The 11,995-nt window shown below is 72.4% G+C and carries 9 protein-coding genes, 1 tRNA gene and 1 rRNA gene; 8 read left to right on the top strand and 3 right to left on the bottom strand.

Going from position 1 to position 11,995, the window contains the following annotated elements; all coding sequences use genetic code 11:
* The first annotated feature begins 19 nt into the window (after positions 1-19).
* A 5S ribosomal RNA gene (gene rrf, locus BM396_RS29600) occupies positions 20-135 on the top strand.
* 107 nt (positions 136-242) lie between these two features.
* Positions 243-319: transfer RNA gene (locus BM396_RS29595), tRNA-Met, on the top strand.
* A gap of 68 nt (positions 320-387) precedes the next feature.
* On the opposite strand, the gene BM396_RS29590 is transcribed toward BM396_RS29595, so the two are convergent.
* Both BM396_RS29590 and gcvA read right to left on the bottom strand, forming a co-directional pair.
* Positions 388-2,532: a helicase-related protein gene (locus BM396_RS29590; protein ID WP_043357983.1), complete on the bottom strand. Its 2,145-nt coding sequence runs from the start codon at positions 2,530-2,532 to the stop codon at positions 388-390.
* 198 nt (positions 2,533-2,730) lie between these two features.
* Entirely contained in the window at positions 2,731-3,618 is an 888-nt protein-coding gene (gcvA, locus tag BM396_RS29585) for a transcriptional regulator GcvA (protein ID WP_043387295.1), read from the bottom strand.
* A gap of 93 nt (positions 3,619-3,711) precedes the next feature.
* On the opposite strand from gcvA, the gene BM396_RS29580 reads away from it, so the two are divergent.
* Positions 3,712-4,941 carry an MFS transporter gene (locus tag BM396_RS29580; protein WP_043387294.1) on the top strand — a complete coding sequence of 410 codons (1,230 nt, stop codon included), beginning with the start codon at positions 3,712-3,714 and terminating at the stop codon, positions 4,939-4,941.
* 91 nt (positions 4,942-5,032) lie between these two features.
* On the opposite strand, the gene BM396_RS29575 is transcribed toward BM396_RS29580, so the two are convergent.
* Positions 5,033-6,757, bottom strand: a complete 1,725-nt coding sequence (locus BM396_RS29575) for an adenylate/guanylate cyclase domain-containing protein (protein WP_043387292.1) — start codon at positions 6,755-6,757, stop codon at positions 5,033-5,035.
* Positions 6,758-6,909: 152 nt separating this feature from the next.
* On the opposite strand from BM396_RS29575, the gene BM396_RS29570 reads away from it, so the two are divergent.
* The 5 genes from BM396_RS29570 to BM396_RS29550 all read left to right on the top strand — a co-directional run bounded on the left by BM396_RS29570 (position 6,910) and on the right by BM396_RS29550 (position 11,642).
* Positions 6,910-7,494: a DNA-3-methyladenine glycosylase gene (locus tag BM396_RS29570; protein ID WP_043387291.1), complete on the top strand. Its 585-nt coding sequence runs from the start codon at positions 6,910-6,912 to the stop codon at positions 7,492-7,494.
* A 151-nt stretch (positions 7,495-7,645) separates the two neighbouring features.
* A complete protein-coding gene (locus BM396_RS29565) occupies positions 7,646-8,800 on the top strand; it encodes a transporter substrate-binding domain-containing protein (RefSeq protein WP_043387289.1) in 1,155 nt (384 codons plus the stop codon).
* Positions 8,797-9,423, top strand: coding sequence for an ANTAR domain-containing response regulator (locus BM396_RS29560; RefSeq protein WP_043357993.1), 627 nt, complete (start codon positions 8,797-8,799; stop codon positions 9,421-9,423). The genes BM396_RS29565 and BM396_RS29560 overlap by 4 nt, the downstream gene beginning before the upstream one ends.
* A 174-nt stretch (positions 9,424-9,597) precedes the next feature.
* Positions 9,598-10,443 carry a nitrilase family protein gene (locus tag BM396_RS29555; RefSeq protein ID WP_043387288.1) on the top strand — a complete coding sequence of 282 codons (846 nt, stop codon included), beginning with the start codon at positions 9,598-9,600 and terminating at the stop codon, positions 10,441-10,443.
* A 44-nt stretch (positions 10,444-10,487) separates the two neighbouring features.
* The gene (locus BM396_RS29550; RefSeq protein WP_043387287.1) at positions 10,488-11,642 is read left to right on the top strand and encodes a substrate-binding protein; all 1,155 of its coding nucleotides are present in this window, start codon (positions 10,488-10,490) and stop codon (positions 11,640-11,642) included.
* The last annotated feature ends 353 nt before the right edge of the window (positions 11,643-11,995 follow it).

Here is an 11,995-nt window from a genome sequence, read left to right as displayed (position 1 = left end):
AAGAATTGCGATGCGCCGGTCTGGTGGCCTGAGCGGCGTGCCCAGAACCCGATCCCATCTCGAACTCGGCCGTTAAACACGCCAGCGCCTATGGTACTGTGTCTCAAGACACGGGAGAGTCGGTCGCCGCCAGACCCGCCCATCGCAATCGGCATTCCCTCGACACGACACCGATCCGGCCCCGGACGACAGCGTCACCGCCCATCGCGGCAGGCGCCCCGGACACGCCGAGACACTCTTGGCGCGGGGTGGAGCAGCCCGGTAGCTCGTCAGGCTCATAACCTGAAGGTCACAGGTTCAAATCCTGTCCCCGCAACCAAACACACAAACCCGCCGCGCCCAAAAGCGCGGCGGGTTTTTTCTTTGGCGCCGAGCGCGCGGTCCCAGTCACCGCGCTCCGCTGCTCCGCCGGCTCCGGCGCTCGGCCTTGCGGGTCGCGGTCTCGCGCAGGTGCTGCTCGATGGCGTCGTTGGCGCGGCCGCGCATGTGCCGGATCGCCTCCCCGTCGTCGAACGTCTCCGGGAAGCGTCGGGACAGCCACAGATAGGCGCTCGCGAGCTTCACGGTCCGCTCCTGATAGTCGAGCGCCCCCGCGAGGTTGCCCCGGAGGGCGGGGACCGTGAGGCCGGCGGCCCGGGCCTGGCACCAGCGCTCCAGGAGGCCCATGGCGATCTCGTCGCGCCGGTTGATCGGGCAGACCGAGAAGGCGAACTTCTCCTCGATCGGCAGCCGGGCCCGGTCGACGATCCGGGCCACCTCCAGCACCTCCTCCAGGGCCGAGGGCTGGAACGGCGAGCCGGCGTAGAAGGTCGCCCGGGCGAAGTGGGTCAGCACCTCGGTGAGGCTGTGCGTGCGCATCTCCTCGGCCACCGAGCGGATCGCCCCGAGATCGGGGCGGACGAAGAAGCGCGTGTCGGCCGCGGGCGCCGTCGGGGCGCCCGACAGCGCGATCCGGATCGGCTCGATGGCGACCGCGTCCGTCGCCGCCACGTAGCCGACATCCTGGTGGCCGTAACGGCCGGCCCGGCCGGCGATCTGCCGGATCTCGGAATGGGTGAGCGCCCGCTCGGCGCTGCCGTCCCATTTGCGCACCGCCGAGAACACGATCCGCTTGAGCGGCCCGAGATTGAGCCCCATGCCGATCGCGTCGGTGGTCACCAGCACGTTGGCCTCCCCCGAGCGGAAGCGCGCGGCCTCGGCCCGCCGGACCTCGGGCGACAGGGCACCGTAGATGGTCGCCACCCGGTGGCCCCGGGCGACGAGGATCTCGCGGTTCTCGTGCACGGCCCGGCGGGAGAAGGCCACGACCGCGTCGCCGGCCTCGACCTTCTCCAGGGGGACCGGCTCCTCCACGAGCAGGAGCGGCGATTTCCGGGTGAAGGGGATCACCTCCAGGGATTCGTTGGCGGCCTCGGCGGCGCGGCGGACATACGACAGGGCGTCGTCGGAGCCGCAGACGATCACGGTCTTGGCGGCGACGCCGAACAGCGCGTTGGTCCAGGCCCAGCCGCGGTCGGGATCCGACAGCATCTGGATCTCGTCGATCACCGCCACGTCGATGGGCCGCGTCAGGTCGGCGGTCTCGATGGTGCGGGCGGTGTGGGTGGGGTTGGCCGCGCCCAGCACCTCCTCGCCGGTGATCATGCCGGCGCGCAAGCCCCGCTCGCGCAGGGTCTCGTAATTCTCCAGGGCCAGGAGTCGGAGCGGCGCGAGGTAGGCGCCGGTCTCCGCCGCGGTCAGGTGCTGGAGCGCCGCGTAGGTCTTGCCGGAATTGGTCGGCCCCATGTGGAACAGGATTGTCCGGTTGAGGCGCCGGGCGGCGGTGAAGCGCTCGATATAGGCGCCGAAGCCGACCTGATCGCGCAGACGGCGCAGGCGCGAGCCCTCGCGGGCCACCGCCTTGGCGTGCCGGCGCACGGGGGTGAGCGTGTCGTTGAGGCCCCGGGCGAGCTTCGGGCCGTAGGTGAACACCCGGGACCGCAGCGACCGGTCCATGTGGGCGATGTAGGCGGCGGCGTCCGCCCCGACCTCGCGCAGGTCGACGAGGAGCTGCGCCCGCAGCCGGTCGACCGGCTTGTGCAGGGCGCGGGTGGCCTGGAGCGCCGTGCGCGTCACGGCCTCGCGCAGGGCGTCCAGGCGGTGGGCCGGGTCGTTCCGGGCGGCCATGCGGGCCAGGATCTCGGCCGCCTCCGGCTCCGGCGCGATGTCGAGCCGCAGGTCCAGGCGGCCGTTGTCGAGGAGCGGGATCTCGGTCCGGATCAGCCAGGTGATGCGGTGGTCCTTCGTCACCACGGCCCGGAGGTTCGGCACGGCCTTCCGGACCGCCGGGATGCCGGTCTCCGCGAAGGCCCGGGCGGCCTGCATCGCGCGCACGGCGCGGGCGACGCGGTCGTCCTCCACCTCGGCGCCGTATTCCGGCAGTTCGAGATCGGCGAGCAGCCGGTCGAGGTCGACGGCCTCCGGGGACAGGCCGAGCCGCCCGAGGGATTCGATCAGGCTCTCGATGGTCGGGCGGAGACGCTTGCGCGCCATGCGGTCACCTTCGGCAGAAGCGTCTCACGCAAACCCTGACGCGGTCGGGGGCGTTCCGGATCCGATCCATGCGCGGAACCGCGCCCGGACGCCACTCCGAAACCGTCCTTGCGAGCGCAGCGAAGCAATCCAGCGGCGCCACGAGCCCCAACGTTGCGCGACACTGGGTTGCTTCGCTGCGCTCGCAAAGACGGGATCTCACGGTTGCCGGGCCGCCTCGGCGAGCCAGCCGCAGAAGGCCCGCACCGCCGGATCCTCCGCCCGGGGCTCCGGGACGTAGGTGTAGTAGCTCCGTGCCGGCAGAGACGGGCCCGCGAAGGGCAGGGTCAGGCGGCCGGCCGCGACGTCGTCGGCGATCAGCCGCTCGGGCCCCATGGCGATCCCGAGCCCGTCGAGGGCGGCCTGGAGGGTCAGGTAGAAATGCTCCAGCGTCACCGAGGCCTGCGGCTCCAGATCGGGCACGCCGGCCGCCCGCAGCCAGTCCGGCCAGACCCGCGGGAGCGTCGCCGCGTGCAGCAGGGTGTGCTGCCGGAGCTGCTCGGGCCCTGCGAGGGGGAGGCGCTGCAGCAGGGCCGGGCTGCAGACGGGGATGCGGCGTTCGGACAGGAACGGCTCCGCGCGATGGCCCGGGCGCGTCTCCGGACCGCCGCGGATCGCGACATCGAACGGCTCCGCGAGCTGCGCCAGGGGCACGTTGGAGGTCGTCAGCCGGACCTCGATCGCCGGGTTGGCCACCTGGAAGCCGGACAGGCGCGGGATCAGCCAGCGCAGGGTGAAGGTGGCGAGCGCATTCACGTGCAGCAGGCGCGGCCGCCCGCGCTCGACCTGGCGGGCCGTGGCCAGGGCGATCCGGTCGAGGGCGGCGCCGATCTCGGTGGCGTAGGCGACCCCCGCCTCGGTGAGGACCACGCGCCGGTTGTGGCGCGTGAACAGCGGCAGGCCGAGCCAGCCCTCCAGCATCTGCACGTGCCGGCTCACCGCGCCGTGGGTGACCCGCAGCTCGTCCGCGGCCCGGGTGAAGCTCCCGTGCCGCGCGGCCGCCTCGAAGGCCTTCAGGGCGTTCAGGGGCGGCAGGCGACGATGCACGGGTCAGGTTTCCTCACGCGAGCGTCAGCATAAGGCGTTTGTCAGCCCCCCGCCAGACCGCCATCCTGGATCGGAACCACGAAGGATGGCTGGATGTCCGTCGCGTCCGTTCCGACCGCGTCTTCCGAAACCGCGTCCCCGCCGGAGGCCCGGCGCACACTCCTGGCCACCGGGGTCAACCACGCCCTGCACGACGGCTACACGGACCTGATCTACGTGCTGCTGCCGGTCTGGCAGGCGGAGTTCGGCCTCGATTACGTCGCCCTGGCCTTCCTGCGGTCGCTCTACAACGGCGCGCTGGCGGCGCTGCAGATGCCGGCGAGCCGCCTTGCCCAGGCCTGGGGCGCCCGCATCGTGCTGGTGCTCGGCACCGGGCTCAGCGCGGCGGGCTACGCGATCGCCGGCGCCTCGGGCGGCCTCGTCGGGCTCGGGGTCGGCCTCCTGCTCGGCGGCGCCGGCAGCAGCACCCAGCATCCCCTGGCCTCGGCGGTGATCGCCCGGGCCTACGGCGCGGCGGCGCGGGGGCCCCTCGGCACCTACAATTTCACCGGCGACCTCGGGAAGGCGGCGGTCCCGCCCCTGGTCGGGCTGCTGCTGACCCTGTCGGGCTGGCGCCACGCCCTCTGGGTGATCGCCGGCGGAGGCGTCCTCGTGGCGGTGCTGGTCGGGCGCCTGCTTCCGCGTGAGCCGCAGTCACGCAGCGCCCAGGCGGCCGCCAAGCGGGCGACCCGCCGGGTCGCGGGCGGATCGCCACCCGGCGCGGGGTTCGGGCTCCTCGTCGCCATCGGCATGCTCGACAACGCCGCGCGGCCGGCCTTCCTGCTCTACCTGCCGTTCCTGCTGCAGGAGAAGGGTGCGGCGCTGACCACGGTGGGCCTCGCGCTCTCGCTGGTCTTCATCGGCGGCGCCCTCGGCAAGGCGGTGTGCGGGCGCCTCGGGGAACGCCTCGGCGTGACCCGGACCGTGATCCTCACCGAGACCGGGACGGCGCTCGCGATCCTGGCGGTGATCGTCCTGCCCCTGGCCCCCGGGCTGATCCTGCTGCCGCTCCTCGGCGTGATGCTGAACGGCACCTCGTCGGTCCTCTACGGGACGGTGCCGGAACTGGCCCCGGGCGGTCGGGTCGAGCGGGCCTTCGCGGTGTTCTACACCTGGACGCTCGGCGGCAGCGCGCTGGCGGCGCCGCTGCTCTACGGACGGCTCGGCGACGCGGCCGGCCCGCACTGGGCGGCGGTGGCGGCGGCCGGGACGGCGCTCGCCGTGGTGCCGCTGATGCTGGCCCTGGCGCCGCGCCTCGGGGCAGCGGACCGGCAACGGGCCTGAGGCGCGGCGGCGGGGCCGGGGGCATGGGAACAGGAGCACGGGGCAGGATCTGCCCGCGGGGACGGCCCGCGCGTCCCGCCCGGACGCCGCCTCAGAGGCGGCCCAGGGTGCTGACCCGGACGGCCTCCGAGCGGCCCTCCACCGCGATGTCGCGGATCGCCTCCGGCGCCACGCGGGCCGCCTGATAGACCGCCTCCGACACCACGGCCACGCAGCCGAGGGTCTTGGTCAGGCCCTGGAGGCGGGCGGCGACGTTGACGGTGTCGCCCAGCGCCGTGAAGCGGGCATCGGTGGCGTCGCCCATCTCGCCGACGATGGCGAGGCCCGCATGCACGCCGATCCCGTACCGGAGCGTGTGTTCCAGATCGGCCGCCAGCAGCCGGTTCAGGGTGTCGACGGCGTCGGCGATGAGGTCGATCGCCCGCAGGGCGTCCTGGGCGGCCTGCCCGGGCTCCGTCTCCAGGCCGAACAGGGCCAGCAGGCCGTCGCCGAGGAACTGGTTGGTCGAGCCGCCGGCCTCCCGCACGGCGTCGCCGACCGCGCCGAGGAAGCGGTTGATGATGAACACCGTGTCGTAGGGCAGGCGCTCCTCGGCGAGCCGGGTCGAGCCGCGCAGGTCGACGAACATCGCCACGATGAAGCGCTCCTCGCCGGATTGCGCCCGGTCGAGCAGGTCGGCCTGGCGCATCCGCGGCTGCGGCGGCAGCAGCGGCACCACGGCCATGTCGGTCTCGGGCCGGAACTGGCAGGCGAGGCGCACCCCCGGACCGGCGGCGATGCGCTCCAGGACCGACCGCTCGGTACGGCCGGGACTGGGCGCGCCGTCGCTGCCGTCCGTCACCCGGATGCGGCAGGTGGAGCATCGGCCGCGGCCGCCGCAGACGCTGGCATGGGGGATCCGATTGCGCCGGCTCGCCTCCAGCACGCTGGTGCCCCGGGGGACCCGCACCACCCGCCCGTCCGGATAGCTGAGCCGGATCGTGCCGCGCTTGACCTCGGCGAGGGTCCGCACGCCGCGCGCTGCGACCACCGCCGCCACCAGGCCCGCATAGGTCCCGAGCAGCCCGTCCCGGATGGCGGCGAGCCGCGCGACCTGATCGGGCAGCCCGACATGGACCGGCTGGAGGGCCACCGCCCGCCACGCCGGATCCTGCGCCAGGGTGAGGATCATGCGGCCGCCCTGCGCGAAGCCCAGCAGCGACAGGACCGGGACCAGGACCGCGAGCGCCAGCAGCCAGGGCGCCATGCGCCCGAAGGCGGGCTTCAGCCGCAGCCAGAAATACAGGCCCATGCAGCCGTGGATCCACGCCAGGACCAGGACCGTGACCTGCAGCAGGCCGAGCGTCGGCGAGGCGATCCAGAAGGCGTAGAGTTCCTGCGCGTAGCCCTTGTCGAGCCCCTCGGTGACGAAGGAGATCCGGGTCGCCGTGATGTGGCTGATGAGGAGCGTCGGGATCAGCAGGCCCGAGACCAGCTGCAGGGCCTCGGAGGGCCGCCAATGGAAGAAGCGGGCCGCGTAGAGCGCCTGGAGCCCGAGCAGCAGATGGAGCACCAGGGCGCCGTAGAGCAGCGTCAGGCCGACGGGATTGAGCCAGACGGCCGTGACGAGGTCGAGGCCGTCCTCCATGGCGTCGAGGGAGATGTTGCCCAGGGCGTGGTTGAGCAGGTGGGTCAGCACGTAGCCGAACAGGACCACGCCGCTGGCCAGCCGGAGGCGCCGCAGGTTCAGGCGGATCCGCGCGGCTTGCGTGGCGGATCGGGGTTGCGCGCCCGCATCGGCGGATCGAAGCGTCGCGATCGAGGCTGTGCGCACCATGCTGGGAGGTCCGAGGAGATCGGTTCTGGGCCCGCCATTCACGGTCCCTCGTACCAGCAAGACTTCCGCCGCGTCCGATTTATTTCCAATCGCCGGCGATCCGTGGAGTCCCGGACGTGAGGATCGCGCGTATCGACCGCGCCGGAGACCCGATGCTGGACACCTTCTTCGCCCGCAGCGCCGCCGCGGTGGCCTTCGACCTGATCGGCGCCCGCCTGTTCGTCGGCGCGGCCGGCGGGATCATCGTCGAGACCGAGGCCTACGACAGCACCGATCCGGCCTCCCACAGCTTCCGCGGCCCCACCCGGCGCAACGCCAGCATGTTCGGGCCGCCGGCCCATGCCTACGTGTATCGCTCCTACGGGATGCACTGGTGCCTGAACCTCGTCTGCGAGCCCGGCAGCGCCGTGCTGCTCCGGGCCCTCGCGCCCAACGAGGGGCTTCCCGCCATGCGGGCGCGCCGCGGCGTGGAGGAGCCGCGCCTGCTCTGCGCCGGGCCGGGCCGCCTCTGCCAGGCCCTCGGCGTCACCGACGCGCTGGACGGCGCGCCCCTCGCGGGGGCGCCGTTCCGGTTCGAGCCCCGCGCCGCGGGCGATCCCGGGGCCGTCGAGGTGGTCAGCGACCGGCGCATCGGGATCACCCGCGGCGCCGAGACGCCCTGGCGGTTCCTGCTCGCCGGCTCCCGCTTCGTCAGCCGGCCGGTGCGGCGGGCCGAACCGGGGGCCGGGACCGCCTGAGGATCGCAGCGGCCGGAGCGGGATGTCCGGTCGCGGATCCAGGACGAGCCCGCGCGACCGGGCCGACGCTTCCGCAGGGGGGCGTCCGTCGGGTAGGACGGGGCCGAGGCGCGGGCGATCCGCCGGGCCTGGGCGCGCGCGGGGAGGGGCCATGGCGGCCAAGGATGAAGCGACGTGGCGGGTCGGCGTCCTGTTCTCCCGCAGCGGGGTGAGCGGCATCACCGAGACCGAGCACTTCCTCGGCACCGCGCTCGCGATCGAGGAGATCAACCAGGCCGGCGGCGTGCTGGGCCGCCCGATCGAGCCGGTCTGCTACGACCCCGCCGGCGAGACCGACGCCTACCGCACCCTGGCCCGGCGAATGCTTGCCGAGGACGGGGTCGAGGTGGTGTTCGGCTGCTCGCTCTCGGCGAGCCGGAAGTCGGTGCTGTCCACCATGGAGCGGCACAACGGCCTGCTCTGGTACCCGTCGATCTACGAGGGCTTCGAGTACTCGGAGAACATCATCTACACCGGTGCGACCCTCAACCAGAACGTCTTCGCCCTGGCCGACTACCTCCTGCAGGAGCAGGGGCGGCGGATCTTCCTGATCGGCTCCGACTACATCTACCCGCGGGAATCGAACCGGGTCATGCGCGACCTGATCGAGGCGAAGGGCGGGACCATCGTGGGCGAGCTGTACGCGGCCCTCGACGCGGACGACGCGGCCCATGCCGCCATGATCGCGGCGATCCGCGACGCCGCGCCGGACGCGGTCTTCTCCACCGTGGTGGGGCGCGGGGCCGAGCGGCTCTACCGCGCCTACGCGGAATCCGGCATCGACCGCGCCCGCTGCCCGATCGCCAGCCTGACCCTGGCGGAGGGCCAGATCCACGCGATCGGTCCCGAGCACTGCACCGGCCACGTCCTGGCGGCCCCGTATTTCGGGTCCCTTGCGAGCGAGGAGAACCGGCGCTTCGTCGCCGCCTTCCAGGCCCGGTTCGGGCCCGAGCGCCCCACCAGCATGTGGTCGGAGACCGCCTACGCGCAGGTCCATCTCTTCGCCCGGGCGCTCACGGAGGCCGGCACCCTCGACGCCGAGCGCCTCGGCGCGGCGGCATTGCGCCAGCGCCTCGCGGCGCCGGAGGGCGACCTCGCCTTCGACGGCGAGACGCGGCACATCTGGCTCACGCCGGGCATCGGCGTCGCCCGGGCCGACGGGCAGTTCGACGTGGTCTGGCGGGCGCGCCGGCCCGTGCGGCCCGATCCCTACCTCGCGTGGTCCCGGTTCGAGACGAACTGGCTGGAGGAGGGTCTCGCCGCGTGACCGCCCCCGCCCGCAAGATCCTGGACGACCTGCGGCGCGCCCGCGCCCTCGTCATCCACCCCAAGGACGAGGAGGGCGCCGCGCTGCTGGAGCAGCTCCGCCGCCTCGGCTGCGCGGTCTCCCTGGCGTGGCCGCCGCCCGCCGCCCTGCCCGCCGACATCGACACGCTGTTCATCCAGCTCGACGACGCTCAGGTGATGCACCTGCTGCCGTCGATCGAGGCGCTGGAGCCGGCGGTCATCGCCATCGTGGCCTACGAGAGCCCGACCTCCCTGAAGGCGATCGCCGACGTCAATGCCCACGGCGTGCTCAACAAGCCGCTCCACCCGCGGGGCGTGCTCACCCAGTTCGCCCTGGCCCGCTATCGGCGCGGCTACGAGGGCCGGCTCACCAGCAAGATCAACCGGCTGGAGGAGACCATGAAGGGCCGCCGCACCGTCGAGAAGGCGGTCCGGCTGCTCGTGGACCTGAACCGGATCGACGAGGACGCCGCCTACAAGATGCTCCGGGACCGGGCCACCGCCGCCCGCGTGCCGATGGCCAGCGTGGCCGAGAGCGTGGTCTCGGCCCACGAGGCGATGAGCGGTCTCGGCCTGCGCATCGCGTTGGCGGAAAAGACCTGATCGCAGCAGCCTGCCGCATTTATGGTCTTGCGGTCCGGTTCGGGGCGCGTATCGTAGTCTAACCGGGCAAGGTTGCCCCGCAGCAAGATTGCTGCATGACATCTCGGCTTTGAAGCCTCTGGTTCGCGGATGATCTTGTCCGCGCCCAGGGGCTTTTTGCGTTTTGGAGCTTTCATGATCCAAGCGAACGGTCCTGCACGCCCGCCGATACGGGTGTCGTGCATCCAGTTCGCGCCGGACTTCGGCGCGGTCGACGCGAATCTGGCGCAGGCCTCCGATCTCGTCCGCGCGGCCGCCGCCGCGGGCAGCCGGCTGATCGTGCTGCCGGAACTCGCCAGCACCGGCTACGTGTTCGAATCCGCCGCGGAGGCCGCCGCCCTGGCCGAGCCGGTGCCGGAGGGCCCGACCACCCGGGCCTGGGCGGCGCTGGCCGCGGAACTCGGCGTGCACATCGTGGCGGGGATCGCCGAATCCGCCGGCGACGTCCTCTACAACGCCGCCGTGATCGTCGGGCCGGAGGGCTATATCGGCACCTACCGCAAGGCGCATCTCTGGGACCAGGAGAACGTGTTCTTCGCCAGGGGCGACCTCGGCTTCCCGGTCTTCGACACGGCGCTTGGCAAGGTCGGCGTCGCCATCTGCTACGACGGCTGGTTCCCCGAGACCTTCCGGCAGCTGGCGCTCGGCGGCGCCGAGATCGTCTGCATCCCGACCAACTGGGTGCCGATGCCCGACCAGCCCGCGGGCGAGGCCGCCATGGCCAACACCCTGCACCGGGCCGCCGCCCATGTGAACGGCCTCTTCATCGCCTGCGCCGACCGGGTCGGCACCGAGCGCGGCCAGCCCTTCGAGGGGCAGAGCCTGATCGTCGGCCCCAAGGGCTGGCCGCTCGCCGGCCCGGCGAGCCGCGACCGGACCGAGACCCTCTCGGCGCTGGTCGATCTCGACGCGGCCGGCCGCAAGGACCTGAACCGGTTCAATTCGCTCCTGCGCGACCGCCGCACCGACATCTACGGCTGAGCCGAGATCCGTAACCCTTCCCGTCCGTCCCAAGGAGTTCGTTCATGGTGAAATGGTCCCTCGCCGGCGCCGCGGCGCTCGCCCTCGCCGCCACGGCCGCGCAGGCCGCCGACGGCAAGCCGATCGTCATCGGCATCCCGATCGGCCTGTCGGGCGCCAACAGCGTCGTCGCCCCCTCGGTGGTGCAGTCGGCCGAACTCGCCGTGGAGGAGATCAACGCCAAGGGCGGCGTGCTCGGCCGCAAGCTCGTCCTCGAGGTCGCCGACGACGCCTCCGGGGCGGCGGGCGCCCAGAAGGCCTTCGACAGCCTGATCTACCAGAAGAAGGTCGACGTCCTGATCTCCATGGAGACGAGCGCGGCGCGCAATGCCGGCCTGCCCGCCGTCACCAAGGGGAAGGTGCCGTACATCTACACCTCGTTCTACGAGGGCCATTCCTGCAACAAGAACATGTTCGTGGACGCCTGGGTGCCGGAGCAGCAGGTTCCGCCGGTGGTGGACGCCTTCAAGGCGCAGGGTGCCAAGACCTACTTCCTGATCGGCAGCGACTACGCCTTCGGCCGCGGCATGCTGGGCTTCGCCAAGAGCTACGTCGAGAAGACCGGCGGCAAGGTTCTCGGCGAGGAATACCTGCCGATGGACGGCAGCGACTGGACCGCGATCATCTCCAAGCTGAAGGAGGCCAAGCCCGACGCGCTGATCACCTCGACGGCGGGCGGCGCGCCGAACGTGACGCTGACGAAGCAGCTGCGCGGCGCCGGCGTGACGCTGCCCTTCGCCAACCTCGCGCTGGACGAGGGCACCGCCAAGAGCATGGGCGCGGACGCCGAGGGCGTCTACCTCTCGGCCTCCTACGTCACCGGGATCGACAGCGCGGAGAACAAGGCGTTCCTGGCGGCGATGCAGAAGAAGTTCGGCGCGGAGCTGCGCACGCCGAACGACCTCTCGGTGCCGGAATACGAGGCGATCTACCTCTACAAGGCCGCGGTCGAGAAGGCGGGCGGGACCGAGACCGCCAAGGTGCTGGAGGCGCTGCCGACGGTAAGCTTCACCGGGCCGCGGGGCACGATCACCATGAGCAAGCAGCACCACGCGCCGCTGACCATGTATCTCGGCCAGATCCAGAAGGACGGCACCGTGAAGGTCGCCGGCACCTTCAAGGACGTCGATCCCGGCGAGCAGTGCCCGAAGCTGCAATGAGGGGCGGGGCGCGACGCCTCCCTCTCCCCGCCCGGCGACGATGGCCGCCCGTCCGAGGCGGACACCGACGCCGCTGAACGAGCGCGACGCGCCCCCTCTCCCGTGCGGGAGAGGGTTGGGGTGAGGGATCGGAGGTTTCGGGATCGCGCGCCCCATCGCCGCGCGGTCAAGGTCGAGACTCTCTCGGAGAGGCCGCATCCCTCACCCTGTCCCTCTCCCGCGCGGGAGAGGGGACCCGCGCCCGATCCTGAATCCGCGTTGCCAAAGCAGATGCGTGGATCGGCAGGCCCGCACAGGGGCGCTCATTGCGCCGGGCCTCTGCCGCTTTCGCCTCGTGATGACGGTCCTTCAAC

Source organism: Methylobacterium sp. UNCCL125 (genome assembly GCF_900116795.1).
GTDB classification, from domain to species: domain Bacteria; phylum Pseudomonadota; class Alphaproteobacteria; order Rhizobiales; family Beijerinckiaceae; genus Methylobacterium; species Methylobacterium fujisawaense.
The sequence above is the reverse complement of the archived record's forward strand: the minus strand, read 5'-3'. Positions and strand labels throughout refer to the sequence as shown.

Excerpts from the sequence above, each read along its gene's own strand:
- BM396_RS29590 (WP_043357983.1), bottom strand. The coding sequence starts at position 2,532 with ATGGCGCGCAAGCGTCTCCGCCCGACCATCGAGAGCCTGATCGAATCC.
- BM396_RS29580 (WP_043387294.1), top strand. The coding sequence starts at position 3,712 with ATGTCCGTCGCGTCCGTTCCGACCGCGTCTTCCGAAACCGCGTCCCCG.
- BM396_RS29575 (WP_043387292.1), bottom strand. The coding sequence starts at position 6,757 with ATGGTGCGCACAGCCTCGATCGCGACGCTTCGATCCGCCGATGCGGGC.
- BM396_RS29570 (WP_043387291.1), top strand. The coding sequence starts at position 6,910 with ATGCTGGACACCTTCTTCGCCCGCAGCGCCGCCGCGGTGGCCTTCGAC.
- BM396_RS29565 (WP_043387289.1), top strand. The coding sequence starts at position 7,646 with ATGGCGGCCAAGGATGAAGCGACGTGGCGGGTCGGCGTCCTGTTCTCC.
- BM396_RS29555 (WP_043387288.1), top strand. The coding sequence starts at position 9,598 with ATGATCCAAGCGAACGGTCCTGCACGCCCGCCGATACGGGTGTCGTGC.
- BM396_RS29550 (WP_043387287.1), top strand. The coding sequence starts at position 10,488 with ATGGTGAAATGGTCCCTCGCCGGCGCCGCGGCGCTCGCCCTCGCCGCC.